The organism is Cupriavidus sp. D39 (genome assembly GCF_026627925.1).
GTDB classification, from domain to species: Bacteria; Pseudomonadota; Gammaproteobacteria; order Burkholderiales; family Burkholderiaceae; genus Cupriavidus; species Cupriavidus ulmosensis.
Genome location: NZ_JAPNLE010000009.1, coordinates 1,257,981 through 1,283,583, shown reverse-complemented (window position 1 = coordinate 1,283,583; position 25,603 = coordinate 1,257,981). Strand labels below are relative to the sequence as shown.

28 protein-coding genes and 2 pseudogenes are annotated in these 25,603 nt (G+C 61.7%); 18 read left to right on the top strand and 12 right to left on the bottom strand.

The window, feature by feature from the left end; genetic code table 11:
- Window positions 1–154 precede the first annotated feature (154 nt).
- Window positions 155–1,144 (top strand): transcriptional regulator FtrA, encoded by a 990-nt coding sequence (gene ftrA / locus OMK73_RS17855; protein ID WP_267603246.1) that lies wholly within the window; start codon window positions 155–157, stop codon window positions 1,142–1,144.
- 81 nt (window positions 1,145–1,225) lie between these two features.
- Here ftrA and OMK73_RS17850 read toward each other — a convergent pair whose 3' ends face one another.
- From OMK73_RS17850 to OMK73_RS17840, 3 genes and pseudogenes are all read right to left on the bottom strand, one after another.
- Entirely contained in the window at window positions 1,226–1,423 is a 198-nt protein-coding gene (locus OMK73_RS17850) for a diguanylate cyclase (protein ID WP_324291816.1), read from the bottom strand.
- Window positions 1,424–1,461: 38 nt separating this feature from the next.
- Window positions 1,462–2,747: pseudogene (locus OMK73_RS17845) on the bottom strand (IS4 family transposase).
- A 166-nt stretch (window positions 2,748–2,913) separates the two neighbouring features.
- Window positions 2,914–4,111 (bottom strand): annotated as a pseudogene (locus OMK73_RS17840) (GGDEF domain-containing protein); the annotation flags it as partial.
- A gap of 354 nt (window positions 4,112–4,465) precedes the next feature.
- Here OMK73_RS17840 and OMK73_RS17835 point away from each other — a divergent pair.
- Window positions 4,466–5,476, top strand: a complete 1,011-nt coding sequence (locus OMK73_RS17835; RefSeq protein ID WP_267603243.1) for a CBASS cGAMP-activated phospholipase — start codon at window positions 4,466–4,468, stop codon at window positions 5,474–5,476.
- Between the two features lie 504 nt (window positions 5,477–5,980).
- Here the strand turns inward: OMK73_RS17835 and OMK73_RS17830 are convergent.
- Window positions 5,981–7,216: an NADH:flavin oxidoreductase/NADH oxidase family protein gene (locus OMK73_RS17830; RefSeq protein WP_267603242.1), complete on the bottom strand. Its 1,236-nt coding sequence runs from the start codon at window positions 7,214–7,216 to the stop codon at window positions 5,981–5,983.
- 68 nt (window positions 7,217–7,284) lie between these two features.
- Here OMK73_RS17830 and OMK73_RS17825 point away from each other — a divergent pair, with 68 nt between their 5' ends.
- From OMK73_RS17825 to OMK73_RS17780, 10 genes are all read left to right on the top strand, one after another.
- Window positions 7,285–7,758, top strand: a complete 474-nt coding sequence (locus tag OMK73_RS17825) for a MerR family transcriptional regulator (RefSeq protein WP_267603241.1) — start codon at window positions 7,285–7,287, stop codon at window positions 7,756–7,758.
- A gap of 175 nt (window positions 7,759–7,933) precedes the next feature.
- Entirely contained in the window at window positions 7,934–8,185 is a 252-nt protein-coding gene (locus OMK73_RS17820) for a type II toxin-antitoxin system Phd/YefM family antitoxin (protein ID WP_267603240.1), read from the top strand.
- Window positions 8,178–8,588, top strand: coding sequence for a putative toxin-antitoxin system toxin component, PIN family (locus OMK73_RS17815; RefSeq protein WP_267603239.1), 411 nt, complete (start codon window positions 8,178–8,180; stop codon window positions 8,586–8,588). The genes OMK73_RS17820 and OMK73_RS17815 overlap by 8 nt, the downstream gene beginning before the upstream one ends.
- Before the next feature lie 577 nt (window positions 8,589–9,165).
- Window positions 9,166–10,884 carry a trypsin-like peptidase domain-containing protein gene (locus tag OMK73_RS17810; RefSeq protein ID WP_267603236.1) on the top strand — a complete coding sequence of 573 codons (1,719 nt, stop codon included), beginning with the start codon at window positions 9,166–9,168 and terminating at the stop codon, window positions 10,882–10,884.
- Window positions 10,885–10,954: 70 nt separating this feature from the next.
- Window positions 10,955–11,755, top strand: coding sequence for a protein phosphatase 2C domain-containing protein (locus OMK73_RS17805; protein ID WP_267603233.1), 801 nt, complete (start codon window positions 10,955–10,957; stop codon window positions 11,753–11,755).
- 10 nt (window positions 11,756–11,765) lie between these two features.
- Window positions 11,766–13,226, top strand: a complete 1,461-nt coding sequence (locus tag OMK73_RS17800; protein ID WP_267603231.1) for a serine/threonine protein kinase — start codon at window positions 11,766–11,768, stop codon at window positions 13,224–13,226.
- 311 nt (window positions 13,227–13,537) lie between these two features.
- Complete coding sequence (locus OMK73_RS17795; protein ID WP_267603229.1) at window positions 13,538–14,023, top strand: RT0821/Lpp0805 family surface protein; 486 nt, start codon at window positions 13,538–13,540, stop codon at window positions 14,021–14,023.
- 22 nt (window positions 14,024–14,045) lie between these two features.
- Complete coding sequence (locus OMK73_RS17790; protein ID WP_267603226.1) at window positions 14,046–14,825, top strand: S1 family peptidase; 780 nt, start codon at window positions 14,046–14,048, stop codon at window positions 14,823–14,825.
- Between the two features lie 109 nt (window positions 14,826–14,934).
- Window positions 14,935–15,429, top strand: a complete 495-nt coding sequence (locus OMK73_RS17785) for an OmpA family protein (RefSeq protein WP_267603224.1) — start codon at window positions 14,935–14,937, stop codon at window positions 15,427–15,429.
- A 301-nt stretch (window positions 15,430–15,730) separates the two neighbouring features.
- Complete coding sequence (locus tag OMK73_RS17780; protein ID WP_267603221.1) at window positions 15,731–16,225, top strand: cupin domain-containing protein; 495 nt, start codon at window positions 15,731–15,733, stop codon at window positions 16,223–16,225.
- An 88-nt stretch (window positions 16,226–16,313) separates the two neighbouring features.
- Here the strand turns inward: OMK73_RS17780 and OMK73_RS17775 are convergent, their stop codons facing one another.
- From OMK73_RS17775 to OMK73_RS17760, 4 genes are read right to left on the bottom strand one after another with little or no spacing between them, the layout of a single operon-like run.
- Window positions 16,314–16,619 (bottom strand): ATP-binding cassette domain-containing protein, encoded by a 306-nt coding sequence (locus tag OMK73_RS17775; RefSeq protein WP_267603220.1) that lies wholly within the window; start codon window positions 16,617–16,619, stop codon window positions 16,314–16,316.
- A gap of 17 nt (window positions 16,620–16,636) precedes the next feature.
- A complete protein-coding gene (locus OMK73_RS17770; RefSeq protein ID WP_267603219.1) occupies window positions 16,637–16,792 on the bottom strand; it encodes a hypothetical protein in 156 nt (51 codons plus the stop codon).
- The gene (locus OMK73_RS17765) at window positions 16,789–17,505 is read right to left on the bottom strand and encodes an ABC transporter transmembrane domain-containing protein (protein ID WP_267603218.1); all 717 of its coding nucleotides are present in this window, start codon (window positions 17,503–17,505) and stop codon (window positions 16,789–16,791) included. Before OMK73_RS17765 ends, OMK73_RS17770 begins: the two co-directional genes overlap by 4 nt.
- Before the next feature lie 46 nt (window positions 17,506–17,551).
- The gene (locus OMK73_RS17760; protein WP_267603217.1) at window positions 17,552–17,911 is read right to left on the bottom strand and encodes a hypothetical protein; all 360 of its coding nucleotides are present in this window, start codon (window positions 17,909–17,911) and stop codon (window positions 17,552–17,554) included.
- On the opposite strand from OMK73_RS17760, the gene OMK73_RS17755 reads away from it, so the two are divergent.
- The 4 genes from OMK73_RS17755 to OMK73_RS17740 all read left to right on the top strand — a co-directional run bounded on the left by OMK73_RS17755 (window position 17,910) and on the right by OMK73_RS17740 (window position 21,938).
- Window positions 17,910–18,953, top strand: a complete 1,044-nt coding sequence (locus tag OMK73_RS17755; protein WP_267603216.1) for a sigma-54 interaction domain-containing protein — start codon at window positions 17,910–17,912, stop codon at window positions 18,951–18,953. The genes OMK73_RS17760 and OMK73_RS17755 overlap by 2 nt on opposite strands.
- Before the next feature lie 172 nt (window positions 18,954–19,125).
- A complete protein-coding gene (locus OMK73_RS17750) occupies window positions 19,126–20,487 on the top strand; it encodes an acyclic terpene utilization AtuA family protein (RefSeq protein ID WP_267603215.1) in 1,362 nt (453 codons plus the stop codon).
- 56 nt (window positions 20,488–20,543) lie between these two features.
- A complete protein-coding gene (locus tag OMK73_RS17745; RefSeq protein ID WP_267603213.1) occupies window positions 20,544–20,870 on the top strand; it encodes a DUF4387 domain-containing protein in 327 nt (108 codons plus the stop codon).
- 96 nt (window positions 20,871–20,966) lie between these two features.
- Window positions 20,967–21,938, top strand: coding sequence for a tripartite tricarboxylate transporter substrate binding protein (locus OMK73_RS17740; RefSeq protein ID WP_267603211.1), 972 nt, complete (start codon window positions 20,967–20,969; stop codon window positions 21,936–21,938).
- Window positions 21,939–21,954: 16 nt separating this feature from the next.
- On the opposite strand, the gene OMK73_RS17735 is transcribed toward OMK73_RS17740, so the two are convergent.
- From OMK73_RS17735 to OMK73_RS17725, 3 genes are all read right to left on the bottom strand, one after another.
- Complete coding sequence (locus OMK73_RS17735) at window positions 21,955–22,356, bottom strand: hypothetical protein (RefSeq protein ID WP_267603210.1); 402 nt, start codon at window positions 22,354–22,356, stop codon at window positions 21,955–21,957.
- Window positions 22,357–22,481: 125 nt separating this feature from the next.
- Entirely contained in the window at window positions 22,482–23,108 is a 627-nt protein-coding gene (locus OMK73_RS17730; protein ID WP_267603209.1) for a zeta toxin family protein, read from the bottom strand.
- Window positions 23,108–23,464, bottom strand: coding sequence for a type II toxin-antitoxin system Phd/YefM family antitoxin (locus OMK73_RS17725; RefSeq protein WP_267603207.1), 357 nt, complete (start codon window positions 23,462–23,464; stop codon window positions 23,108–23,110). Before OMK73_RS17725 ends, OMK73_RS17730 begins: the two co-directional genes overlap by 1 nt.
- A 326-nt stretch (window positions 23,465–23,790) precedes the next feature.
- Here OMK73_RS17725 and OMK73_RS17720 point away from each other — a divergent pair, with 326 nt between their 5' ends.
- Together OMK73_RS17720 and OMK73_RS17715 are read left to right on the top strand one after the other, a co-directional pair.
- A complete protein-coding gene (locus OMK73_RS17720) occupies window positions 23,791–24,387 on the top strand; it encodes a nitroreductase family protein (RefSeq protein WP_267603205.1) in 597 nt (198 codons plus the stop codon).
- On the top strand, window positions 24,374–24,529 hold the full coding sequence (locus tag OMK73_RS17715; protein WP_267603203.1) for a hypothetical protein: 156 nt from the start codon (window positions 24,374–24,376) through the stop codon (window positions 24,527–24,529). The genes OMK73_RS17720 and OMK73_RS17715 overlap by 14 nt, the downstream gene beginning before the upstream one ends.
- Before the next feature lie 10 nt (window positions 24,530–24,539).
- Here OMK73_RS17715 and OMK73_RS17710 read toward each other — a convergent pair whose 3' ends face one another.
- Entirely contained in the window at window positions 24,540–25,292 is a 753-nt protein-coding gene (locus tag OMK73_RS17710) for a response regulator transcription factor (protein ID WP_267603201.1), read from the bottom strand.
- Window positions 25,293–25,603 lie beyond the last annotated feature (311 nt).

Sequence of the window (25,603 nt, the reverse complement as noted above, 5' to 3'; positions counted from 1 at the left end):
GACAATTTGCGTAAAGATCGTGCCAACCTGAGAGGAGCGGTGGCGATCAGGACCGCAGCACACGCAACAGACACGGGGGAGAGTCTTGCGAGACGTGGAGCAGATGGGGCAAAATCAATCGCTAGTGGCATCAAAGCCAATTTCCGTCCCTATCATGCCAAAGACCAAATCACATTCGTCTGTCAACGCAGGACTGGTCGCCGTCGTCGTGTATGACGGCCTGAGCCTCTTTGAATACGGCTGCGCCGTTGAAGTGTTCGGTCTGCCAAGACCTGAAATGGGCGAGAGCTGGTATCGCTTCATGACCTGTTCCGCCGAATCGGGGAGCTTGCGCGGTTCGGGTGGCATCCAGGTACAGGCTGACGGTGGCCTCGAACTCCTGGCCAAAGCGAAGACCATCATCATCCCGGGGTGGCGCGGTATCGAAGCGGACGTCCCGCCGGAACTTTGCCGCGCGTTGAGGAAGGCGAACAAACGCGGGGCGCGCGTCATGTCAATCTGCACGGGCGCCTTTGTCTTGGCGGCAGCAGGATTGCTCGACGGAAAGCGTGCGACTACGCACTGGCGTCATGCCGCAGCACTCGCGGCGCGATATCCGGACGTCCACGTGGAAGCGGACGTGCTCTACGTCGATGCCGGCGATGTCCTCACGTCTGCCGGCAGTGCGGCGGGAATCGACTTGTGCCTCCACCTGATTCGCCGGGACCTTGGCCCGCGCGCAGCCAACCAGGTCGCACGCCGACTAGTCATGCCACCCCACCGCGAAGGCGGGCAGGCCCAATACATCGACGAGCCGGTCTCAAAGCGTAGCGGCTCTTCGCTGGCACCCTTGGTGGACGCGGTGCGCGCAACATTGGACGAGGGCTGGTCGATTGTCAGAATGGCAAAGCAAACGGCGATGAGTGCCCGAACCTTTCAGCGGCACTTTGTCAGTACGATGGGGATGCCGCCAGGGGAGTGGCTGCTTTCCGAGCGCCTGGGCCGGGCCAGGGCATTGCTCGAAGAGACCGGCTTATCCGTGGATGAAATCGCCGTGCAAGTCGGTTTTGGTGCTGCAGCCACCTTGCGCAATCATTTCAGGACTCGGCTTGGAACCAGTCCGGGTTACTACAGGCGACGGTTCAGCGCATCCGAGGCACACTGATTACCTATCCGAGTTGTAGCGAGAGATCGTGAGCGGAGCGCAGCACGATTTTCCTCGCCAACAGCGGCTTTCAAACAATTTCTATAGGGCAATCACGCAGTTGCGACCCTCGTCTTTCGCGCGGTAAAGCCGCTCGTCGGCCGCGCGAAAGATCGTGTCGATCGTATTGCCGTCGCGCCCAAATTGGGACACCCCAATGCTGACCGTGATGCCAACACTACGCCCAAGCTCGCTGTCAAACACAGCGTTCTCTATGGTTGACCGAATTCGCTCGCCGATTGAAAGGCCTACATCAAGCGCATCTCCTTATACAGAAGTCATGAGTCCTCAGCCCGTAGCGCCAGGATCATGAACGCAGCATCCATGGTTCGCTGCATGCCGATCCAGATCGTTTTGGCGCCGGGCTCGCCATCACACTTGCGGCCCAGGAAACCACCCAGTGACGCGATCAAGCGGATCATTTGATTGAGCGTGACGGGCGTCTTTGGGCGCGCCTTCTTCGCGAGTAGATACGCGCCTCGTATCTCATCGGCATCAAAGAATAGCGACGCGTCCAGGTCAGGGCAGGTTCTGCCCAAACGCATCAGTCGGGCAATGCGCCACGCCACCACCATGTAAAACACCAGGGCCCGTTCCACGCGGTCCATGTGGGATAACTGTAAAGCTTCCACCTTGCACCCGTTCTTCAGGACATTGAAGAACATCTCAATCTCCCACCGGGCTCGATACCAATCGATCAGCTCGACGACGGCATCTGTATCTTGAGCCTCCCGGTTGGTCAGCAGTCGCCACACGACAGGGGTAACGCCTGCCGGAGCGCCGATCTCCTGGGCCACTATGCAGGTGACGGCTGGCCCCGTCTTACCCGGCAGCTTCACGCGTTGCGCACGTAACTCCTGCTTGACCTCGCGCGCCTTTTGGCCTGCGCGCCCCGGCAGGATGAAGCCGATCTCTCCCAGAGCTTCGCTGGCGTCTACCGTGTCCCACAGCTTGCCTGCCTCACCAAGGCTGCGGTTGTGTTGGGAACGTATCAGCCAGTCTGCAGGATTGCCGAGCTCATTAGCACGCTCCATCATCGCAGCGATATCGCCTTCCCGATCCGCCACGTAGACCAGGCGAGTCTCAGGCAACATCGCGGCCTGTTCTGCAACGCGTTCGTAGCTTTCAGTCCACCGTACGCTCTCTGTAATACCAACCCGCTGCCCGTTTGCATCCAGCGGCTCCCGGGCCCACATCCAGGCGTCGATCACACCGAGTGGTTCCCGATCCGGCGTCACAGCGTAGGTCGGATGCAGATACATCCCCTCTGCGCTTCGTAGCTCAAGGGCCCGAGCCCATCGATCTCCTGGCCGTTAAAATTCAACTCGGTTGTGTCTGCAATGCACAGCACCACCGGGAATTGCCGCGCCCGCCCTGCCGTGCGCTCCCAATGCGGCTGCATCATGTCTGTCCACTCGACTTCCTCGTTGCCGAGAAATCGATAGGCAGCGATGGTCTCTGCCCAGTCTTCGCATGCGCCAGGAATGCTCGCAGTCGGCCTCGCAGCCAGTCGCTTCAGCAGCCCCTTCGCCCGTCGGTCCCGCCTTGGATCGCCAAGATCCAGCGCCTCAAATTCTTCGTCCACCCATGCCCCCGACTCGTTGTTCATTCGCGCTCAAAAAAGCCAGGAGTAAACGCGAATCCGCACGAGTTTACAACCCCTCCCGCCCAAGTCCCATCAAATTCTGGTCGCACTGCGCCCGGTCAGGACGCTGGACTTTTGTATAAGGAGATGCATCAAGCGGGGCCTTGGGAAGCAAGACCATGAATTCCTCTCCCCCAACTCGCGCTACGCCGTCATAGGGGCGAATTGCTTCGAGGCATTTGTGCACGAACCCTTGTAGTACCTCATCGCCGACTTGATGCCCGTAGTGGTCATTGATGGATTTGAAATGGTCCAGATCGAGCGCAAGGACGGAGAACGGCGCCCCGTCCCGCTTTGCGCGCGCAATCTCAGTTTCGACAAGCTTGATGAATTGGCGTCGGTTCACTGCGCCAGTGAGCGGATCAGTGGCGGCCAGATGCTCCAACTTTTGATTCGTTCGTTGCAGCTCTTGAAGCGCGCCTTCTGTTCGTGCCATGGCAACCGCCAGGCGAGCCATCATTTCCTCCTGACTGTAGATCGTCGCGAACGAGCGCGTTGTGTGGAACGCCTGGATGATCCCATAGCTCAGAAAGAAGAAGCCGCCGGCAAAGATCGCGTGAGCAAGCCACCACATGTGATTCCAGGGGCGACCGAGGATAAATGCGAGCGAAGATAGCGCAAATGCAGTAATCGCAATGCCAAAAATCAGCATGAGTGGCGAGCGGATTCGGCGAATCAGCAGGACCGCGACGTTCAAGACGGAACAGACTAGCGCGCCCCTTCCATGGACAGTCGCACCCACAGGCTGCCCGCAATGGCTGTATTAGCCAGGTAAGCGACCGCTATGTCAATCAAAAGAAACGCACCAATCCACGTGCACCAGTACTTTAAGTTAGAGCGTTTCTCGACGGCATCTGGCGATCGTCCGAATGAAATCAGGCCGATAAATAACAGTATGGACATGACGAGACGTGAAGCTGGTCCATAGAGCAGGAACAGCCAGATATTGTGGTGAGCCAATCCGGTGAACGCCCCATGCAGAGTGTAGATCAGCACAAAGCCGAGAAAGCCCAAGGTCATCCAGCGCAACAAGGACTCCCCGAGGACATGTAACAGCGCCATGTCACGTACGTGACGAACAGGCCCTCGAGTGTTGCTGCAGCGATTGCGACTTCGTGAAACAGGTGGTTTTCTAACTTCAGCGTAGGATCTTGAAAGAAGAAAAGGTAGGCAACCAGATACGCTGGAACTAGTGCAAATATAAGGACGAGAAACCGTGCGTAGGTCTTGGTCACCAGGCGGATAGTTGCGCCTTGTTCATCGATTGTTGCGCTCACGTTCATGGACCTTCTCCAGGGAGGATCGGCTGGTCTTGTATGGCTCATGGCGATCCGCCTCCAGGGAACGGTACGCGCATGCTTGACAATATATACTTGCAATTCCTCGGTGACCGAGCGTTAAATTAACGTAACATCAGATATTAACGAAAGCCTCATCTCGATTACGTTTCCAAAGGAGGAATGCCAAGGCTTGTTCAAAAAGCCAGCGTCAGTCGACGCCCCTGTCTCGACGTAAAGATCCTGAGCCGTTCCAGTGTCGTCTACCGCTGTCGTCCATGAATGACTATATGCTTCTTACTGCACAGTCCCGTGACGTGATTGAGACGTGTCGTCGAAATCCCAGCGAGGAGGTCCCGAATGACAACTGCAGGCTCAGAACGGTTTCAGATCTTGGCGCTGTCAGGCGGAGGCTTTCGCGGCCTGTATACGGCCAAGTTGCTGGCTGACTTCGAGGACGAGATTGGCGCGCCAATCGCCACTCGGTTCGATCTTGTAACGGGCACATCGATCGGTGGCATTCTGGCATTGGCCATCGCGATGGAAATCCCTGCGCAGCGCATTGTCGAACTTCTCGCCAACCATGGGGGAACGATCTTCAAGCGACGCTGGTCCCTGGCGGGAATCTGGCGCGCACCATTTTCTTCCGCGCCGTTACAGTCGCTGCTTTGCGACAGCAAGATATTTGGCGACCAGGTCCTCGGAGCATGCAGGCATCCGGTCATCATACCGGTAATCAATTACTCGACTGGCAGGCCGCAGATCTTCAAGACCCCGCATCATCCGGATTTCAAGCGAGATCACAAATGCCGGCTGGTAGATGTGGCCATGGCGACAAGCGCGGCGCCCGCATACTTTCCACGATATACGTTCAACAACAATCAATACGTTGACGGCGGTCTTTACGCCAATGCGCCTGGCATGCTGGCGGTTCACGAAGCGCAGTCTTCCTTGGGACAATCGACAGACCGCATTCACGTGATGGCAGTCGGTACCATGTCATCGAAATTCACCGTCAACCCACGTCGAAACCGGGAGGGTGGGACATATGACTGGGGAGGCGTCAATCCGGCAAATATGCCAAAGAGAGTGTTTGGATTGTCGATATCGGTGCAGGAGGCGCTGAGCGATTTTATGCTTGCGCATCTGCTCTCCAAGCGCTATTTCCTCGTCGATGACGATCTCACCGACCAGCGCGCGCGTGCGGTCGCGCTTGATAGGGCTGACGGCGCTGCGAAGGAAGTATTGCTTGGCGCCGCGACTGAACGCTCCAAGATCTGCATCGGAAACGAAGACTGCCGATCCTTCCTCACCCATATAGCTCGGCTACCAATGTTCTACTACGGAGAACGTACCAATCAAACAAGCTAAGCCGCCACAGCAAATACGTCGCGCCCGCAGGCGCGGTGGCGCAGGAGCGGGCCCGGGGTGGGCCGTTAGATGATGATCGCCGATTCATGCTACGCGGAGGCTATTTGTTGAGCGGCGTGTTTTCTTCCAGTTTGGGGTAACCGTGCGCTTCAAATGTCGAGGAATAACTGGCGAGCCTGGCCCCATGACACGCCCCTCGGGCTCCAGTGGGCCATCTAGCCAAAGGCGAGCTTTTTCGAGCCTGCCGCAGCGTGAACGGCGCTGGGTCCGCAGCGCTACCCCTTCGGCATCCCAAATGCGCTTTACGCGCCCACGAAGCTGGAATCTGCATGGCTGATTCTTCTGCACCTGTTCACCATGGCCTGGTGACAGCGGTGAGCCGGAAACGAGCGGGACGCCGCTGAGGTGGCATCCCATTTGATGACTTGAATGGTGGGCGAGGGTGACATTGCTCGGCGCGGGTCGATGGTTGAGCGAGTTCGAGTTTCGCCGCCAATGCGATGCTCAGATACGAGTGTCGTTCCACTCACGGTAACGCCGCGTCAATTTGCGCGTCCGGATCTGGTCGAGCACGAGACTGTAGACCGGCGAGTAACAGCGCCGCGGGTGCCCGCCTGCGGCGATCGCGCGCAAGCGACGCTTGACGAGCGCCATCGTCGCGAGTCCGGCAGCTGCCTTGTCCTGCCATCGGACCTGGATGATCGATGCGTCTACAGCCTGACCGTCGCGCCAGCGATTCGGTAGGTCCGGTACGGACGCCAGCGCGCTCGCCATCCCGGCGACGTCGACACCTTCGTGCAGTACCGCTTCCGCGATCGACTGCCGGCGAATGCCGCCTGTCGTCATCACCGGCATCGCCGCGATGGCGGCAACGTCGCTGGCGAACGTCAGGAAATACGCTTCGCGGGCCAGCGAGCGGCCGTCCGCGGTGCGGCCTTGCATCGCCGGGCTCTCGTAGCTTCCGCCGGACAGTTCGACGAGGTCAACGGCCTGGTCGTTGAGCCACAGCACGATTTGCCGGGCTTCGTCCTCGGAGAATCCGCCCCGCTGGAAGTCGGCGGAATTGAGTTTGACCGCGACGCAGAATCCGGACCGAACTCGCGCACGTACCGCACGCACGACGGACAGCAGAAGTCTGGCCCGGTTTTCCAGCGAGCCGCCCCATTCGTCGTTGCGCCGATTGGTCAGCGGCGACAGGAACTGCGAAATCAGGTAGCCGTGTGCCGCGTGGATCTGCACCCCGTCGAATCCGGCCGTTTCGGCCGCCGCGGCCGTGTCGGCGAAGCGCTCGATGACCTCGTGAATCTTGGCCGTCGTCATCGCGCGCGGTTCGGCGAACAATTTGCTGTGCCGGCCGAGGTCGAGCGCAACGGCGGACGGTGCCCACGCCTGGTGACCCAGCGCTGCAAGAACCTGGCGGCCCGGATGATTGATCTGCATCCATATCCGGGCGCCATGCTGGCGAGCGGCGGCCGCCCACCGCTTGAACGGTTCGAGTGGCGTGTTCCGCTCCAGCACGACGCCGCCGGGACCGGTCAGCGCTCTTCCGTCGATCATCACGTTGCCGGTGATCAGCAGACCCGCACCGCCGGCACCCCAGGCGGCATAGAGACGCCACAGTGCCGCGCCGGGCAATTGACCTGCGTCGGCGAGGTTTTCCTCCATCGCGGCTTTCGCGATGCGGTTGGGCAGGGCGCTGCCGTTGGGCAGCGTCAGCGGAGTGAAAAGCGTAGTTGTCATCGGATAACCTGTTCGGCGGGTACGATGCGCCTATACTAACTTTCAAGCCCACTTTAAGGTCAAGCACGATGAAGATCGGCGAACTCGCGGCGCGCACCGGCATGACGACGTCCGCGATCCGCTTTTACGAACAGAGCGGGCTGTTTCCCAAGGCAGGCCGTGGCCCGAATGGCTACCGTATCTACGACGACGCCGCAGCGGAACGGCTGAGGCAGATTCAACTGGCGCGGCGGCTCGGTTTCTCGCTTGAGGAGATGCGCGCTGCGGTCGAGGCAATGAAAGGCTTCTCGAAGGAGGGGCTGCTGGAGCGAATCGACCAACGCTTGCGCGAGATCGACGAACTTCGCGCGAAGCTGGACGGGCAGTGCGCGGAACTGCACCAGATACGCGACGCGCTTCAGGCTGAATGGGCGGCGGGGCGGTGCTTCAAGGTCGACCAATTCGAATCGTCGGCGCCTGTCGCAGCAAAGAGCCGTCGCTCGAAGCGAACGGCTCCGACACATGATTTTGCCGGGCGGAAGCGGCCGGCGAGCCACGCTTAAATGCCCGAAGCGCTTGTGAGTAACTTTTAAGGCATTTTCAAGTGTTCAGGGCGCCCTCAGGGCTGAAAGCGCTAAGCCACGAGTCCGCAGGCTTTTTTCATACCTGTTGATTTTGATCGGTAGCGATGGTAGTTGAGAGTACAATTTGTACAAAACGTACAGATTGGAGGTGCCCATGCGAACCGTAACAGCGAGCGAAGCCAAGCAGGCCCTTGCTAGTGTGATCGAAGCGGCAGCTCGCGAACCGATCGTGATTCAGCGACAGAAGCGAGACGTTGCCGTGGTCATGTCCATGCAGGAATATCAGCGCTTGACGCAGCTGAATGTGGCAGAGTTCCAAAGGTTTTGCGATGTGGTCGGGGCCTCGGCTGCCGCGGCAGGCGTGACGGAGGAGAAACTGGCGGAGCTGCTGGCCAGTGATGAATGATCGCCGATTGGTACTGGATACCAACGCGCTGATCAGCCGATTGCTCGTTCCCACTGGCGTGGCGGCAAAGGCGGTGGACCATGCGCTGGCATCAGGCGTTTTGTTGTTGTCCGAGGAGACGCTGGGCGAGTTGGCTGAAGTCCTGGCCAGGCCCAAGTTCGACCGCTATGTCTCTATCGCGGATCGCCAGCATTTCCTGCGGTTGCTGGGAGGGGTTGCGCGAATTGTCCCGATCAGCCATCGGGTCGCGGCATGCCGCGACCCCAAGGATGACAAGTTCCTCCACGTAGCGCTCAACGGCGAGGCCGAAGTCATCGTAACGGGGGATGCGGATTTGCTGGTCCTGCATCCTTTCCATGGCGTCGATATCGTGAGTCCGGCAGTGTTTCTCCTGCGGCCGTAAAAATGCAGGAGCGGCGGTGCTATACATTGGCGACGAGCTCACCTGCGTGTTCGTCGAGCACGGTTCAAGGACGTTAGCAGGTCGGCCAAATGTCCGTACTGAAGATAGCCGAGCACGGCCAAGAGACTTCCATTACACCTCGCGAGCAGTAATTTTCCAGGGTGGTTCGCACTTTTGCGAACCTATTCCGCATTACCTATACTCATTCGAGAAGAACCACTTTAGCGTCACATCTAGCGCCAAAAAGCGCATTTCGAGTGCCCGGGGGAAGGCTGCCAACAGTGCTCTCAGACGAGACGCCTGCCGGCACTGTTCAGGGGCGCGCAATGCGTTGGCGGTCCTCGCGTTTGTCCGTGTTACGCCTGCGTTCCATTGCGATGGGACGGGGCGAGGCTTTGTCGCTTCACGTCATGTCGGCACGGGCGCAATCCCGCGACAGCGTTTCGGCTGCTGAACAGAGGATCGTTCCCACGCTTGCGCATAAGACAAGAAAGACAAGGGGCAGCATCGGCCGCGACAAGCCCTGCGATATCGATGGCTTTAAAAAAGCCACCCGGCAACCATAAGGGAGACCGGGATGAGACGCATCATCATCACGCATCTATCCGGCTCGAAGGCCCATCAAATCGAGCAATTCGAGGTAGACCGGTTCGATAAACTGATTCTGGGTCGCGATCCGACCGCCACCGTCGTCTTTGACCCGCAACGCGACGATCTGGTGAGTCGTCAGCATGCTGCCATTCAAATCAAGAAAGACGATCCGGCCCGCTACATGCTGGTCGACCTGGGCAGCAGCAACGGCACATTCCTTAACGGCCGCCGGGTCGATGATGAGACGCTACTGGAGCCGGGTGACACCATCGAACTGGGCGAAGGCGGACCGCGTCTGACGTTCGATCTGGAACCTCGGCCCGTTCCTGCTCCCGCACCGACACGCTTGAGCGCGAAAGCGTTAGCTGAAACGCGCGTGGGCTCTCCCACGGCTGTGCCTGCCTCCGCTGTTCCCGCGACAGGGCGGGCCAGCGCGCACACGGGGGCAATGCAGGAAACCCGGGGCGGCCAGCCGCCGGCGGACACAGTCCGCGCGGAGCCGACTCCGGCCACGGATGATCGCGTGGGCAAAGAGACCGTGCTGCGGATGATGAATCAGGAAAGGCGCTCCACCGGGCGCAGGCTGATCATCGGCGCGGGCGTCGCAGCCGTGCTTGCAGCCATCGTCGTCGGCGCATTTGCGCATTTCGGCATTCTGTTTGGCAGGAGTCCTGAGGCAATCGTCGCAGAATTCGGCGAGGCAACGGTGGTCGTGGAGGCCCGCTGGCACATCGTTGACAAGAATACGGGCCGCCCCATTTATCAGCGTATTTGCATCGTCGAGAACCTGCGACTTCCCTGCTATCTCCAGATCGACAACAATCCGGTCCAGCGCTGGCTGACGACCGACGACGACGATCATCGCGGCATTCCGATCGAGGTAGGGGGACGTGGCAGTGGCTTTGTGGTCAAGGACCAGGGCTTCATTCTGACGAACAAGCACGTCGCGCAAGGATGGAAGGTGCCGGGCTGGATGGACTTCGACTCGAATGGCGGCATACTGATTCGTATCTCGACGGGCGGCCAGGGTGAAATCACCATGGCGCGAATCAACCCAAAGGCCTATCGACAGCTTAAAGGCTGGGATTTCGACCACGCGGTGAGGTTGATCAGGCCGAACTTCGCGGCACCAGGAGGCATGGCGCTCGGTACCATGTCCCTGGCCCTCCTCGAGGGGCGCAACGAAAGCTTGTCGGTACGCTTCCCCAATACGCGGGACAGCATCGAGGCGCGTCTTGTCAAGGCGTCGGCCGAAGCGGACGTGGCGGAAATCAAGATTGACGCTACGCGCAAACTCCCCACGATCAACCTTGCATCGGTGGGTACACGACCGCGCGTGGGCGAGCGGGTGACAGTGCTCGGCTATCCAGGCATATCCGAGGAAAAGCACGCGCTCGTTCAATCGAGTGAAGGCGGCAATATTACCAATTTCGTCGAACTGATTCCTCAGCCTACGGTCACGGAAGGCATCATCGCGAAGGTCGGCGACACGGTCAAGTCTGAAAAGAATGTCCAGACTTACGATGACCTGGGTGATGTCTACCAGCTTACCGTGACCGCGACAGGCCATGGCAATAGCGGCGGCCCCGTGTTCGACGGCGACGGCAAGGTGATCGGGCTGTTTACCTATTCCCGCTCGATGGGCGACGAACGGGTGACTTTCGCGGTCCCGATCAAGTACGGACTTGATTTGCTCCTTAACTGAGTCCAACGGGGAAGCTTGCCATGTGCGCCGACCAGGCTCGTAAAGCAGATCAATCCCGCCTTATGGTCAGGTGCGCGATGCTAAGCGACGTAGGTTGCGTGCGCGGCCAGAACGAGGACGCGGTTGGCTGCATGATTCCCCGCGAGGACGATCCGTTTGCGCATGCCGGCGCGCTGGCCGTGGTGGCGGATGGAATGGGGGGCATGCGGCAGGCGAAGTGGCGAGCCGGATTGCGCTGCGCACGGTGCTTCACGAGTATTACCGCGATCCGGGCCTGCCCACGGAGGCGCTGAAGAAGGCATTTTTCGTTGCCAATCAGGCTATTGGGGAACATGTCGCCGCCGAGCCGAGCTGCGATGGCATGGGAACCACCTGTAGCGCGGTTGCCATTGTCAACGACCTGGCCTATATCGCCCACATCGGCGATAGCCGGATCTACCTGCTGCGCCAACGCGAGTTTCGGCAATTGACTGAAGACGACTCCCTGGTCGGCGAGATGTTCCGCGAGGGTCTGCTCACAGCAGAAGAGGCAAACAGACACCCCGACAAGAATGTACTCCTGCGGGCACTCGGAGCGCCGGAATATGAGCCAGCCGTTTCACCGGATGGGTTTCCCCTCGAACATGACGATGTCCTGATGCTATGCACTGACGGCATCAGCGACCAGATCGATGACGCGACGATTGCGTCGGTGATCATGCAGTTTGAGCCGGTCGACGCCTGTCAAAAACTGATTGAGCTCGCCCGCATGGCAGGAGGGCTGGATAACGCGTCGGTCGCCATCTGCAGTTTGCAGCGGCAACCGACGAGGCGTGGCGCGTCAGTTCGCTCAACGCGCGAGACCAACGTCCCCCCGAACGTAACGGGTTGATGGATTCGCCATGTCAGTCAGGCAGATAGGCCACTACGAAATTCGCACCCTGCTAGGGCGTGGCGGGATCGGCGAAGTCTATGGCGCCTTCGATACCGAGCTCGAGCGTGATGTGGCCATCAAGACCCTGCGGCCTGAACTTAGCCTCGACAAGGGCTTTCTGGACCGCTTTCGCTCGGAGGCGACCAGCCTTGCCAAGCTGAATCATCCGAACATCACGACGCTGTATGCGCTGTTCAGGGATGGCGACACCACGTGCATGGTGATGGAGCTTGTTCACGGCCACACGCTTGAGACAATCCTGCAGCGCATTGGCAGGTTTCCCGTGCGGGATAGCCTCGCGGTCATCATTCAGGCCGTCATGGGTTTGCGCTACGCGCACAAGATGGGCGTGATTCACCGGGATATCAAGCCGTCTAACCTGATGCTCACGGAAAGCGGCACGCTGAAAATCATGGATTTCGGCATTGCGCGCATTCAGGGCTCGCAACGCCTCACGCAACAAGGCGATGTCGTCGGCACACTGGCTTACGCCTCGCCGGAGCAATTGCGCGGCCACGAGGGCGACGGCCGCAGTGACCTGTATAGCCTTGCGACGGTTCTGTACGAGCTGATATCCGGGCGACTGCCTTTCAACGCGACCAGCGACTATGAGCTGATCCGCGCGCAGGTGGAGACGGTACCGCCCCCTCTGGCCGCATTGTGTCCGGACCTCGATCCCGGCGTCGAAAACGCACTGATGCGGGCGCTTGCCAAGGTGCCTGAGGAGCGGTTCTACACGGTAGAGGACTTTGGCCGCGCATTGGGGGCTTCGCCGCTGCTTGCGGACGCGCCCGATATCGTGCGCGAAGGAGTGCTTCAGACGTACAGCGCGCTCGATCTTCAGGCGACCCGTGTCGCGAGCGTGAACACAGGCTTGAACACAAGCGCGAACCCGAGCGTGAACACGATGGCGAACCCGAGCGTGAACAGAGGCGCCCGACTGCGCAGCCATGTGGATTCCGCTAAAAGCACTGCGGGCACTGCGAGCACTGCGGCACCCCCGGCATCTGCGCCGGCTGCAAACGAATCGCAATCCCGACCAGTTGCGCATCCTCCAACCTACAACACGAACATCAAGCCGGATCCGGTGCTAGCGCGCCCGCGGTCACGCGTTGTCGGCCTCGGCGCGGCTGCCGCCGGCCTGGTCATTGGTGCGGGCATACTCTTGATGGCACTGACGCGGCATCCGCAACCCTCGCCCGCGTCGCCCTCGTCGACTGCAAATGTGCCGCAGCAGATTACCGTGCCCGAGCCACCCGTACAGGAGCAGCCGATCAACCTGCCACCGATCGCTCTGATTCCAACGCCTCCGGCCCCAGCGAATCCGTCGTCCCCCCGGCAGGACCGAACGGTAGCAATCCGGCATCGCGGCAAGCCAAGCCAGACCTTGAGGGAAATGTCGCCCAAGTGCTCGATTCGGGAGCGCTGATCGTCTCGGGAAAGATTGTCAACCTTTCCTCCATACACGGTGAAGACGGAAAGCCAGCCCAGGCTATGCAGCGTTACCTCAAGGGCAAGGGCAACCAGCTTCAGTGTTTTGCAAAAGACAAGGCTTTCCAGTGCTTCGCGGATGGAGAAGACATTGGTGAGCACGCCCTTAGAAACGGCTGGGCTCGCACAAGGGACGGTGCGCCGGCGCGATATGCCACTGCCGAGCAGGAGGCACGACGCGCTCGAGCCGGTGTCTGGGCAATGTAGTTATTGGGAGCGATCTCGCCTGATTGTCGAAGGAAGAATGCAATGAACAAATTGACTGTAGCAATTGGCTGCGCCGCGGCGACCAGCGCGATTCTTGTAGGGTGTGCGCAAGGCGATTCGACAGGCATGAACAAGACCACGTCGGGCGCACTGATTGGCGCTGGGGCTGGCGCTGCGCTCGGTGGTCTCTTCAGCCATGGCAATGCGGGCGCCATTGTCGCGGGCGGCATGGCCGGTGCGCTGCTTGGCGGCATCATCGGCAGGGAGATGGATGAACGCGACCGCGAAGCGCGCCAGGCCGCGTTAAAACATGCGTTGCAGACTGCCGAGAACAACCAGCCAAGGACCTGGCATAACGCGAAGACGGGGAATTCCGGCACCATCAAACCGCTCAGCGGATATACGAAGTCTCCAACTGCCCAGACGTGCCGGAAATTTACCGAGACCTATGTGAAGGAAGGAAAGTCGTACGAACAGACTTCACGGGCGTGTCGCAACGCAAACGGTGAGTGGGAGCTTGCCAGCTAATAGCGATTTCCCGAATCTGTCCATGTACCGACGCGAACGCTCCTCACTGTTGTGCCTGCTATTGGCAATGGGGACGATCGGCATCTGGCCTGCGTGCTGGGGAGCGGAGCGTACCGAGGTCTTCGATATCGGGCATCTCGGCGGCGACATGAAAGCTGCGGGCGCCCGAACGCATGCAAGCCGCGCCGCCGGAAAGGACAAAAGCCACGAAGGGATGTTTCGCAGTGGCACGGCGTTCTTCGTGACCCAGTCAGGCGAAATGCTCACCAGCGCGCACGTCGTTCGCGGTTGCGAGCGGATCAACGTCTGGCCACGCGACATGACGAGCATACCTGCATCCCTGGTGGCAATCGACGAGCAACTGGACGTGGCGCTACTCGCGACGAACCGCGCCGTGAAGACGGCTGCACGACCTCTCGCCATATCGGTCCATCAGGGCATGTCGGTCTATACGATTGGCTTTGGTCTCACGCCGTCGTCGCCTCTTGTGCCTGTCATGACGCGTGGATACGTGCACGGCACCGCTCAGCCCAAGGGCCATCGCCTTCTGGTACTGCGCGCCGCCTTGCATGAAGGCAACAGCGGAGGCCCGGTCGTCGACGCACAGGGGGCACTGCTTGGCATGATCGTGGGCCGATACACGAACAACCCTGAACTCAGCGTCGCGGTTCGCGCTCAGGACCTTGCACGGTTCCTCGACGCGAGGCCAGGCGCGCCGACGCCTCCCATCCTTCAGGCTCCGGAAATGAAGCCAGGCGCAAGGCTTCGCCAGATTTCGGCTCTCGTTCAATGCCTGGAATAGGAGTCCTTGACGGACCTGGAGCATGCTATTGGAAACCGATAATGATTGGCGCCGATCGTGATGGCGCGTCGCACTGGCGTGGAAACGCCCAAATACCTGGAGATCCAACATGGCAAAGATCACCCATGTCACTTTTGGTGTGCACCGCTTGCTACGCATGTCGATCGCGGCGCTCTGCATCGTGGCTGCCTGGCCTGCCGCTCGCGCCGGCGATAACATCATGCGGGAACAGGATATCAGCGAGGAAGCGATCACCAATGCCTTGACCCCGCAAGACGCAGCCGACAGGAATGAGACGCTCGGCATCATGCACCGCGATGTCTATGCGGCGCAGGAGGCCGGTAGCCCGACAAAAGATCCATCCACGCATTTGCTGATCACATTCAACAGCAATTCGTCGAAACTGACCGAAGGTGCGCGGGCCGCGCTTGGCAAGGTCGCTCGCGGGTTGCAGTCGGTAAAGCTCTCGCCATACAAGTTTCGAATCGAAGGGCATGCGGACCCACGCGGCTCGGCAAATGCCAACCTGAAGCTCTCCGAGAGCCGTGCCGCGGCAGTGGTGGAGTACCTCACCCTGGAGGGGGCGTTGCCTCCGACCGTCTGACGCCGGTCGGCAAAGGCTCTACCGAGCCGCTGAATCTGCACAACCCCGCTGCGCCCGAGAATCGTCGCGTGACCATCGTCACCGTGAAGGATTGATCGCGAGGGATTCATCGGCGCCTCAGCGATCGGAATGCATCGGCTGAAGCCGGCTCCCGGCATCGGTGGATTTGCCGCTCTATGTCGTGGTTTGCTTGTAAGCGCGGCGCGCTTGACTACGATGATTGCAAGGCACCCTCGGAAGCGATGTGGCGGCCGCTATCTGCCGCCCCCGGGCAGGCGCCGAGACAAGAAGGAGAAGACACATGAAGACGTGTTCCCTGCAGCTTGCGCCGCTGGCGGCGGGCCTGCTGCTTTCGTTGGGCACCGCCATGCTGGCATGCGCCGAAGAGCCTGCCATGGCCGGGATGGAGATGGTCAATCCATCCGCGATGAAATGGGGCGATGCACCCGAATCGCTGCCCAAGGGTGCCAAGCTCGCGGTGCTCTATGGCGACCCCGGCAAGGAAGGCCCGTTCGTGATTCGGCTCAAGACGCCGGCGGGTTACAAGGTGCCGCCGCACTGGCACACCCAATCCGAGTATCTGACTGTTATCTCGGGGACGCTCTATCTTGGCGCAGGCGACAAGATGGACGTTGCTCAAGGACATGCGCTGAAGACGGGCGGCTTCCACTATTTGCCGGGCAAGGCCCACCACTACGCGTTTTCCAAGACGCCGACCGTCATCCAGATCCACGGTTCGGGCCCGCTCGACATCAACTACATCGACCCTAAGGATGATCCTGCAGCTAAGCGGTGAACGCCCCGGGCGCTGCGCCGGCGGCTTCGCTGCGCCCGGGCAACGCGATTAGCAACTGGGTGCCTGGCGCGCTGCCATGAGCGAGCATTCAAGCACGTTGGGCATCACCGATGGCCTCGACAAGCCCCGCTTCTTCCAGCAAAGTGCCCTGGAACAGAAAGGCCTCCTGGGTGGCGACGCCGATCAGTCGGCAGCGTTGCGCATCGGACAGCGTGTCGAGCGCGATGCCATTGAGCGTGATCGTGCCCTGCGACGGCTGCAGCAGCCCGCCCAGCAGATGCACCAGCGTGGATTTGCCGGCGCCCGAGGGGCCGACCAGCGCCGTGACGCTGCCCGCCGGCAACTGTAGATCGACCGTGTGCAGCACCTGGCGCGCGCCATAGGCGCAGGACACGGCGCGCAGTTCGACATTCAGCGGCGCCGGCAGCTCCTCCTCTGGGCCGGGGGCACGGTTGCCGCATCCAGCAGCGGCAGGATGCGCCCCAGGCTGGTTCGCACCGCTTGGAAGTCCGAGAAAAACTGGGTCAGCTTGAGCAGCGGCTTGAGCATGCCGGCGCCCAGCATCATCGCGCGTAATAGTCGTGCAACTGTTGACGCAGCTGCTCAAAGCGCATGACGTCCTGATTGAAGGCCTTCATTACAGGCATATTGCGCACATACTCGACCAGGGTGGCATTGAGCGCTGCTTCGGCACGGGTGTAGCGTTCGAAGTGTGCGTTCATCCGGCGCAGCGGCAGCGCCGAGGCCAGCGCCGCCAGCGGCACTGTGGCCAGAGCAGCTAGCGCTAGCCGCCAGTCGGTCCGGAACAGCAGCAGTGCGACGCACAGCGGCGTGACCAGCGCGGCCAGCAATTCGACCGTATGGTGGGCAATGAAGGATTCCAGCTGTTCGACATCCTGCAGCAGAATGCGCTTGAGCTCGCCAGAGCGAAAGCTCTGCAAGTCACGCAGCGGCAACCACGACAGGCGTCGCGCCAACTGCTGCCGCAGGTAGGCTAGCAACTGGTAGGCGGCTTGGTGGCTCAGGGCGTAGGCGGCGGTGTAGCACAGATATTTGCCGAGCAGCGCCAGCGCTAGCCAGGCCGCCAACCGGTACAGCGCGCTGGCCGCCGGCGCGTCGTCGGCCAGCAGTGTCAGCGCGATGGCGCGGTACAGTATCCAGTAGGGCAGCAGCTCCAGGACGGCGGCGGCTACCGTGAGCGGCAGGGCGGCGAGCAATCGTTTCTTTTCTGTACCCGCCAGGCAAAGCAGCCGGCGGAGGGGAGCTGCGGAGGTCGGCATTTGTGTTCTCGCGATAGGCGCAGGCAGGCCTGTTGGGCTTGCAGGATCAATGCCGGTCAGTCTGGGCCAGCCGCTGCAGGCCCGCTCCCCGCAACGGTAGTGCTAGTGGCCGGATCGGGAAAATTTGTTTCACCCGCGTCGATTTCTCGGGCCGCGCAACGGTGTTTTCGGGGGATTCGAGCTGGTTCGCCAAAGGTTCGGCATCAAGGTCGAAATCGTGCAGCGCCAGGATGGTGACAGAAACTATCCCTATTGCCTGCCGGCGGCCAGCGGCGCGCGCGTGAAAGAACCTCTGACGGCGGCCTGGCGTTTCGCCGGAATAGGTTAATCTTCCGCGCAGATCACCAACCTCAACGTGCCGGCCGCTGGGACGTCCCCGCCCCCGGCGCCGGCTCTCGAACCCCATGATGAACGAACCTTCTCGCCCGCAGCTCGTTGGGGAGCACCCCTCCATCGTCGCCCTGCGTGAACTGGTCGCCCGCGTTGGGCGCAGCCAGGCTAGCACCGTGCTGATCTATGGCGAGACCGGAACGGGGAAGAGCCTGGTGGCGCGCATGCTCCACGCGCAGTCCAACCGGGCTGGGCGCGAGTTCATCGACATCAATTGCGCGGCGATTCCTGCCCAGTTGCTCGAGTCCGAGCTGTTTGGCCATGAGCGTGGTTCGTTCACTGGCGCGGTCAGCAGGAAGGAGGGGCTGATCGAGGCGGCAAATGGCGGCACGGTCTTCCTGGACGAAGTCCGCGAGCTGGATCCGGTGATGCAGTCCAAGATCCTGACGCTGCTGGACACGCGGCGTTTCCGCCGGGTCGGCGCGGTGCGTCCCATCAGCGTGGACGCCCGCTTTATCGCCGCGACCAACAAGATCCTGTTGAGCGAGGTCAAGGCCGGCAAGTTTCGCGAGGATTTGTACTACCGGCTGCAGGTGATCGCCATCAATATCCCGCCGCTGCGTGAGCGCGGCGATGACATCTTCCTGCTCGTGAGCAACGCGCTGGCGAAGTACAACGCGCAGTACGGCAGCCACTTCCGGCGGCTGGATCCGGAGGTGGAGCGTATTTTTCGGGCGTACCGGTGGCCGGGGAATGTGCGTGAACTAGAGAACCTGCTGGAACGCATCTGCCTGCTCGAAGAAGGCGATTGCATCCGGCCGGATCATTTGCCGGCGCGAATCCTGCGGGACGTGGCGCGGCCCACCGGTGCGCTGGACGATCCGGCGGCGCTGCCAGTTGCATTCAATGGCCATGGGGCGTCCGAGCCGGCGCAGGATTATCACGTAGCCACTGCGCGCTTCCAGCGCGCCCTGATCGAGCAGACGCTGGCCTCATGCCGGCAGAACTTCGGTTCGACGGCCGAGAGGCTGGGGCTGAGCCGACACGCGCTGCGGCACCAGATGATGAAGCTGGGCTTGCTGGCCCCGCCCGCTGGAAGCGGCGAGGAGGGCGCGTGAGACTCGCGCAAGTTGTGCCGCGAAATGCGTGTAAATCACGCGGTATGTGGATTGTCATGTTCTAACTTATTGAAAAATAAAGGTATTTCTTTGCGCTGCAGGATGGCATGCAACCTGCTCTAAGTGATCTGTCAAGCCCGGCTTGGGGAAGACACCATCTGGAGAACCCTGCATGCAGTCCCTGAAGATCATTTGCCCTAATGGCCATCTCGGCTTCGCGCCGTTGCGTACCGAGAGCTTTGGGTTGGGGGTGGAGGCGGGCCTCGACTACATCGCGGCCGATTCGGGAAGCGATGACGTGGGTCCCGTGCCGCTCGGATCGGACACCTCGACGAGTCCCGAAGCGTGGCAACGCCACGACCTGGAGCAAATGTTGCTGGCGTCGCGCCGACTCGGCGTGCCGATGATTATCGGCTCGGCCGGAGATACTGGCTCGAACAGCCGCGTGGACCTGTTCGTGCGGATCATCAGCGAACTGGCGGCCAGGCATGGCCTGAAGAAGTTCCGGGTCGGCTACTTCTATTCCGAGGTGGACAAGGCTTTCCTGCGCGAGACGATGCGGCGGGGAAGCGAGGTGCGCGGGCTTGACGGCTTTGCCGACCTGACCGAAAGCGAGCTCGACGCGACCGACCGTATCGTCGCCATGGCCGGTGTCCATCCTTATGTGGAACTGCTGCGCCAGGGCGCCGACGTGATCATCGGCGGGCGCAGTTCGGATGCCGCGGTCTTTGCCGCGCCGGCGCTGCACCACGGCTTTTCCGCCGATCATTCCTATTACCTGGGCAAGGTGCTCGAGTGCGCGTCGTTCTGCGCCGAGCCCTATGGCGGCAAGGAAACCGTGATGGGCGAAATCTCGTTCGAGGATGTCCGTGTCACGGCGATGCATCCCGAGCAGCGCTGCACCGTAGCCTCGGTATCCGGCCATGCGATGTACGAGCGCTCCAATCCGTACGAGGAGTTTGTCGCCGGGGGCAAGCTGGACATGACGCATTGCCGGTACGAGCAGGCCGGCGAACGCGCCACGCGCATCACGGGTTCGCGCTTTATCGAGGCGGAAACGGTCCGGGTCAAGCTGGAGGGGGCGGGGAAGGTGGGCGAGCGCTTCGTTGGCCTGTGCGGCATCCGCGACCCCTACACCATTGCCAACGTGGACCGGGTGATTGCATGGGCGCGCGAGCAGGTGCGCGCGCGTTTCGGCGACGGCGGCTATCAACTGCACTACAACGTGTACGGCCGCGATGGCGTGATGGGCGAGCTGGAGCCGCTGCGCGACCGGCCGGGGCACGAGCTTTGCGTGCTGGTGCAGGGGGTCGCCCCGACCCGTGAGATGGCCGAGGAGGTGACGATGATCGGCTTGCGCCAGATGTTCTATGCGCGCTTGCCCGACGTGAAAGGCACGGCCGGTTCGGTGTCGTTCCCGCTGGATGAAGTCCTGCACGCCAGCGCGGCCTACCGTTGGACGCTGAACCACACGGTGGAAGTGCAAGACCCCATGGCGCTGTTCCCCACCCATCTCATTGAAGTTGGCGTCTGAGCCTGGAGCCGCATATGACAACGCATATGACAACGCAAAAGACAATGCAAAAGACAATGCAAAAGACAACGCAGAAACTGCATCAACTCGCCAAGACGATCCGCAGCAAGAACGCAGGGGTCAACAAGATCACCTTCGACATCATCTTTCGCGAGGCGGCCGAGTACGAACGCGTCAAGCGCTCGCGCGTGCTGAGCCGGGAAAGCATGGCCGCGCTATATGGGATTCCGGTCGAACGGATCTCGGATTTCGTCGAGTACGATCCCGCGTACGCCATCAAGTTCACGATCTATCGCACCCGGCCCAGCGGCAGCGCCGGCGATGGCGACATCTTCGGTGCCCAGCAGTACGCGCCGCTGCTGGACCTTGATATTCCTGCCTAGGCCGGATATTGGCGGATTCCACGGGACCCGGGGCTGGCACCCGGCGTCCGGCTCCTGACATCCATGCTGCTCTACCCACTGAGATAGGTGCGCCGAATGAGAAATACGTTAGCCCGCATTGCGCTGTTATTTGCCGCGATGTCCGCGGTAACCACGGTGGTGGCACAGACCGAGGCCAAATTGCCGCCTTTGATGAGAATTGTCGTGCCGTTTTCGGCGGGGGCGAGCAACGACGTGATCGCGCGTGCGATCGCGCCGGGGCTGGCAAAGCGCCTGGGGACTACGGTCATCGTGGAAAACAAGCCCGGGGCCGCAGGCGTCGTTGGTGCCGACTCGGTGGCCAAGGCGCCACGGGACGGGTCGGTGCTGCTTCTGACGTCGTCGACCTTCCTGACCGCTGCCGCCACCCAGCCTCGCTCGCCCTATGATCCGCTAGCCGCGTTCACGCCGGTGTCCATGGTCGCCGAGGGGCCGTTGTTGCTGGCAGTCTCGTCCTCGACCCAGGTCAGGTCGCCGGCCGAGCTGATCGCGGCGGCGCGCGCGAAACCGGGCGCGCTGACCTATGGCTCGGCGGGGATAGGCTCCCTGGCGCAACTGGCCACGGAGTTGCTGTGCGACATCTCGAAAGTCCAGATGATGCATGTCCCGTACAAGGGGGCTTCCAATGCGCTGATCGACCTGGCGGCGGGGCAGATCGATGTCATGATGTCCAACTACAGCTCGCTCGTGACCCAGCTGAAGTCCGGCAAGGTACGGGCGCTGGCGGTAACCTCGCAGCGGCCGAATGCGGCCTTTCCCGACTTGCCGCCGCTGGCCGCATCGGTGCCAGGCTACGGGATCGAGATCTGGGTTGGTGTCCTTGCACCGGCCGGCACGCCCGCGCCGCTGGTGCAGAGGTTGAACCGGGAGATCAACGAGATCGCCGCGTCGCAGGATGTGCGTGTCGTGCTCGAACCGGACGGCTCAGTGCCCAAGGCAATGAGTCCATCCGAATTCGGCGCGCGCATGCGGCAGGATCTTGCGCAGTGGAAGCGCATCGCCAGCGACAGGAAGATCGTGGCGGAATGATAGGTGGGGAGAAGCCCTAGGCGCCGTCCAGCAAGTCGTGGGAGTTCAGGATCGCGTACGCGATATCCGGGTTTGTCTCCAGGCAACGGCGGATAGCCGCGGGAATCGCCTGCTTGGTCTTGCGGCACAGCCCGGCTTGCTCCTCCACCTGGATGCTGATGCCGCGCACGGTGCGCACTTCGTGGATGCTGGGCGCGATCGTCAGCACGATGCCCAGTTGCGCATGCATGCGCCTTTCCATGTCCTTCAGGTCGGACAGGCTCGACAGGCTTTCAAGGCGGGCGATCAGCCGCTTTTCCTCTTCCTGGGTGAGCCTGAGGATCCGCATGTCGGATTGCGGGTCGTCCAGCAGCGCTTCGCGACCGCATGTGCAGGCGCCTGGCGGACACTCCTTGCGAATCGGGAAGGGAACGTTCATGTCGTCGTCGAGGCGATGCGCGCCTCATCCGGAGGGGATAGGGGTTATCTTAAATCATGAGGCCCACCGAACGCTGGCTCTATCGATGGTCGAGGCAGGCGGGGCAGGCTATCCAGCCAGGATGATCAAAGTGCGAGCGCCGCTTCGACGACAGGCTTGGCCCATTCGGGCGTTCGCCTCAGGTCCTGCGGCGAGGTTGGCCACGATAGCTTGCCGTAGGACATTTCCAGCAGCAGGCGGGGGTCGGGCACGGCGTCGCCGGGCGCGGCGTCGATGCTGTTGTCGTAGACCTGGAGATGCGCCAGGTGGGGCATCAGCGCGATCAGGTTGGCCAGTGAGGTAGTGCAGCGTTCACGTATCTTGTCTTCGGGGATGTCGTGCCCGCCCATCGTCACACGCGCCTTGACACGCGCGACGTGCTGATCGGCAGAGGCGAGCCCGCAGAACCAGATGATCACGTCGTGCGACTGCGTGGCGGCTCTGATTCTTGCCGGGACCGAGTTACCCCCAAGGGTTGTTTCGAACGCATAGGTACGTTCCTCGGAGACGGCCTGATCCAGGCGGCGCACGCCTTCGTGCCAGGCCGCGGCATTGGCGTCCTCCTGCGCGCATCCCGTGGCAGCCCGCAATTCACGTGCGAAGGTGTCGGGATTGAACGAGGCAAGGCCGGCGCGAGCGAGGAGGTAACCGCCTATCGAGCTTTTGCCTGCGCCGTTGACGCCGGCCAGCACGTAGAGGACCGGCCGCGCCATCAGTATCCGGTTCCGGCTTTCACCTTTCCATCAAGCCGGGCAGGTTGGCCGGCCAGGGCGCGCAAACGGTCGCCGGCGTCGTTGGCGTCCAGAGACGCAAGGCGCTCGTCAAAACGTTTGCGCAGCGCCTCAAGCGTGGCCGGGGCATTGGCCTGGGCGGCCCGAACCGCCTCCACCATGGCGGTGTACTCGCGGGTGGAAAGGATGACGGCTTCGGGGTCGTTGTGGTTGGTGATGAGCACCTTGCCGTGATGGGATACTGTTCGCATGACGCCACGCCAGCCATGCTTCTTGACCTCGGAGGCCGGTGTACGCGGCAACTCGCCGAGCAGATCGGTAGTGACGGGTAGGGCCATAACCATCTCCTTGATAGTCCATATGGACCATTTTACCCAAATTGGGAAATTTGGATACATGGTCATGGTTCAGCGACACGCCGCATGCCCGACAAAGCACACGTATTGGCAATGATTCGTATTTATAATCTATCGATCGGCAATATCAGGACCTTGGCTACGCGCTCCTGACCGCTATGCCCGACGCGCACGGGCAAGCAGTGCGTGCTGGTCGAGCAGCCGCAGGCCATGCATTTTGTGCGCAGCGCGGAAACCCTGTAGGCGCAAGCGAGCGTCCAGGAATGACTGGCGCGCCGAGCGTGCCAGAACCCAATAGAGAGGATGTCATGTCGGCCGATATCGATCTGGCGCTTTCCGGCCCGCAGAAGATGGCCTTTGAATTCCTGCTGTCGCGGCAGTCGCCGTGGCCGCTGGGCGCGCCCGCGCCATCGCCGAAGGAACTGGACCTGGTGTTCGAGGCGGCCTTGCGGGCGCCGGATCATGGCCAGCTCCAGCCGTGGCGCTTTATCGTGATCCGCGATGAGGCGCGCGCCGCGCTCGGCGAGGTGTTCGTGCGGGCGGCGCAGGCTCGCGATCCGCAAAGCGATGGCGAGCGCTTCCGGGTCAAGGCCATGGCCGCGCCGATGCTGATCGCGCTGGGCGTGCATCTCGAGCGCGGGCACAAGGTGCCAGAAATCGAGCAGTTGCTGGCGACGGCCGCGGCCACCATGAACATGCTTAACGCTCTGCATATCCTGGGTTACGGCGGCTTCTGGGCGACCGGCCTGAACAGCTATGACGAAGGCGTCCGGCAGGCACTAGGCCTTGGCGACGAGGAAACGCTGGTTGGCTTCCTGTATGTCGGTACACCCAAGGAAGCCGTGCGCCCGGCCAGCCGGCCGGCGCCCGAGGGGTTTGTACGCGAGTGGCATGGGCCGGCCTGAGGCTTCCAGGCGCGACCTTCGCGGCATCCTGCTCGCGCTGGCGATGGCCATGGCGCTGGTAACGTTGCTGGCGCTGCGCCAGCGGCTACGCATTGCCGGCATCGTGAGCGGGCGGCACGCCGGGGAGGGCGCGCGCGGTTGAGATGGCTGGTTCAGGCGCTCGCGCGTTCAAGCACTTGCAAGGTAGCGCCTTGCTGGCGGGCAGCATACACCGCGCCGCTCCGGCTGGTGGCGCCCAGGCGCTTGTAGATGGTCTGGGCATGCGTCTTGACCGTGGATTCGGAAAGGTGCAGCGCCCGCGCGATGGTCTTGAATGGATAGCCTTGTGCCAGCTGCACCAGGATCTGGTATTGCCGCAGCGTGAGCCCGAGCTGGCGCGCTTCTTCATGCTCCGGGTTGTCGGCCGGCGCCTGCAGCATGAGTGGTGGGGGCAGGGCCGCGCGGTGTAAAGGCATCGGCAGCACGCGAGGCGCAATGGCTGCGGGTGGCTGCGCGCCTGCCTGGAGCAGGCGATGAACGGTTGTGTCGAGGCAGGCAAGCGATGCCGACTTCGGTAGCCAGGCGAAGGGGATGTCGCCGGCCGCCTGGTCCACCCAGCCCAGCGGCGTGTCTTCCGTGAGCATGAGCATGCCGCGCGGCCGGATGAACCGGCATGCGTCCATCAGCAGGCCAAGGCCGCCGTCGCTGTCGTGGCTAAGGCCGAGCACCAGCAGGTCGGTTGGCACGAGGAGGCTGCCGTGGGCGTGGAAGTTCGCCAGTGCATCGGGATACATGCAATCCACTCGGTCGATGCCGGGGATGCTGATGAGAATCTGTCTTAACGCTAGCTGGACAAGTGGGTTGGTATCGATCAGGACGACATCGAACGACCGGCGCTGTCGGACCGGTTCTAGGCTGGTGTGCATGTGCAACGCTCCCCTACGTGCTACGTGGTGATGATGCGGCTGCTGTTGCGCCGCTTTATTTGTTTCACGCCAACACCTGCACCGCAAAGAGCGTGCCATTTGCTGCAGGTTGCGCCGAAGGCGTCTTGCAGCACCGGCAGGCTGCGCTTGCGATCCCGGCGGGGAGGGTCGCCACGGCCACAAATCCGCACCGCCCTTGTAAAGCGTGCACGAGGCATTTGTAAATATCACATGGAGATGTATCCGGCGACTTCAATCCTGCTCGCGGGGCTGTGCATGTCCGGGGCCGCCAGCAGCCGGCCGGCGAGAAA

Excerpts from the sequence above, each read along its gene's own strand:
- ftrA (WP_267603246.1), top strand. The coding sequence starts at position 155 with ATGCCAAAGACCAAATCACATTCGTCTGTCAACGCAGGACTGGTCGCC.
- OMK73_RS17835 (WP_267603243.1), top strand. The coding sequence starts at position 4,466 with ATGACAACTGCAGGCTCAGAACGGTTTCAGATCTTGGCGCTGTCAGGC.
- OMK73_RS17830 (WP_267603242.1), bottom strand. The coding sequence starts at position 7,216 with ATGACAACTACGCTTTTCACTCCGCTGACGCTGCCCAACGGCAGCGCC.
- OMK73_RS17825 (WP_267603241.1), top strand. The coding sequence starts at position 7,285 with ATGAAGATCGGCGAACTCGCGGCGCGCACCGGCATGACGACGTCCGCG.
- OMK73_RS17820 (WP_267603240.1), top strand. The coding sequence starts at position 7,934 with ATGCGAACCGTAACAGCGAGCGAAGCCAAGCAGGCCCTTGCTAGTGTG.
- OMK73_RS17815 (WP_267603239.1), top strand. The coding sequence starts at position 8,178 with ATGAATGATCGCCGATTGGTACTGGATACCAACGCGCTGATCAGCCGA.
- OMK73_RS17810 (WP_267603236.1), top strand. The coding sequence starts at position 9,166 with ATGAGACGCATCATCATCACGCATCTATCCGGCTCGAAGGCCCATCAA.
- OMK73_RS17800 (WP_267603231.1), top strand. The coding sequence starts at position 11,766 with ATGTCAGTCAGGCAGATAGGCCACTACGAAATTCGCACCCTGCTAGGG.
- OMK73_RS17795 (WP_267603229.1), top strand. The coding sequence starts at position 13,538 with ATGAACAAATTGACTGTAGCAATTGGCTGCGCCGCGGCGACCAGCGCG.
- OMK73_RS17790 (WP_267603226.1), top strand. The coding sequence starts at position 14,046 with ATGTACCGACGCGAACGCTCCTCACTGTTGTGCCTGCTATTGGCAATG.
- OMK73_RS17785 (WP_267603224.1), top strand. The coding sequence starts at position 14,935 with ATGGCAAAGATCACCCATGTCACTTTTGGTGTGCACCGCTTGCTACGC.
- OMK73_RS17780 (WP_267603221.1), top strand. The coding sequence starts at position 15,731 with ATGAAGACGTGTTCCCTGCAGCTTGCGCCGCTGGCGGCGGGCCTGCTG.
- OMK73_RS17770 (WP_267603219.1), bottom strand. The coding sequence starts at position 16,792 with ATGATGCTGGGCGCCGGCATGCTCAAGCCGCTGCTCAAGCTGACCCAG.
- OMK73_RS17765 (WP_267603218.1), bottom strand. The coding sequence starts at position 17,505 with ATGCCGACCTCCGCAGCTCCCCTCCGCCGGCTGCTTTGCCTGGCGGGT.
- OMK73_RS17755 (WP_267603216.1), top strand. The coding sequence starts at position 17,910 with ATGATGAACGAACCTTCTCGCCCGCAGCTCGTTGGGGAGCACCCCTCC.
- OMK73_RS17760 (WP_267603217.1), bottom strand. The coding sequence starts at position 17,911 with ATGGGGTTCGAGAGCCGGCGCCGGGGGCGGGGACGTCCCAGCGGCCGG.
- OMK73_RS17750 (WP_267603215.1), top strand. The coding sequence starts at position 19,126 with ATGCAGTCCCTGAAGATCATTTGCCCTAATGGCCATCTCGGCTTCGCG.
- OMK73_RS17745 (WP_267603213.1), top strand. The coding sequence starts at position 20,544 with ATGCAAAAGACAACGCAGAAACTGCATCAACTCGCCAAGACGATCCGC.
- OMK73_RS17740 (WP_267603211.1), top strand. The coding sequence starts at position 20,967 with ATGAGAAATACGTTAGCCCGCATTGCGCTGTTATTTGCCGCGATGTCC.
- OMK73_RS17735 (WP_267603210.1), bottom strand. The coding sequence starts at position 22,356 with ATGAACGTTCCCTTCCCGATTCGCAAGGAGTGTCCGCCAGGCGCCTGC.
- OMK73_RS17730 (WP_267603209.1), bottom strand. The coding sequence starts at position 23,108 with ATGGCGCGGCCGGTCCTCTACGTGCTGGCCGGCGTCAACGGCGCAGGC.
- OMK73_RS17725 (WP_267603207.1), bottom strand. The coding sequence starts at position 23,464 with ATGGCCCTACCCGTCACTACCGATCTGCTCGGCGAGTTGCCGCGTACA.
- OMK73_RS17720 (WP_267603205.1), top strand. The coding sequence starts at position 23,791 with ATGTCGGCCGATATCGATCTGGCGCTTTCCGGCCCGCAGAAGATGGCC.
- OMK73_RS17715 (WP_267603203.1), top strand. The coding sequence starts at position 24,374 with ATGGGCCGGCCTGAGGCTTCCAGGCGCGACCTTCGCGGCATCCTGCTC.
- OMK73_RS17710 (WP_267603201.1), bottom strand. The coding sequence starts at position 25,292 with ATGCACACCAGCCTAGAACCGGTCCGACAGCGCCGGTCGTTCGATGTC.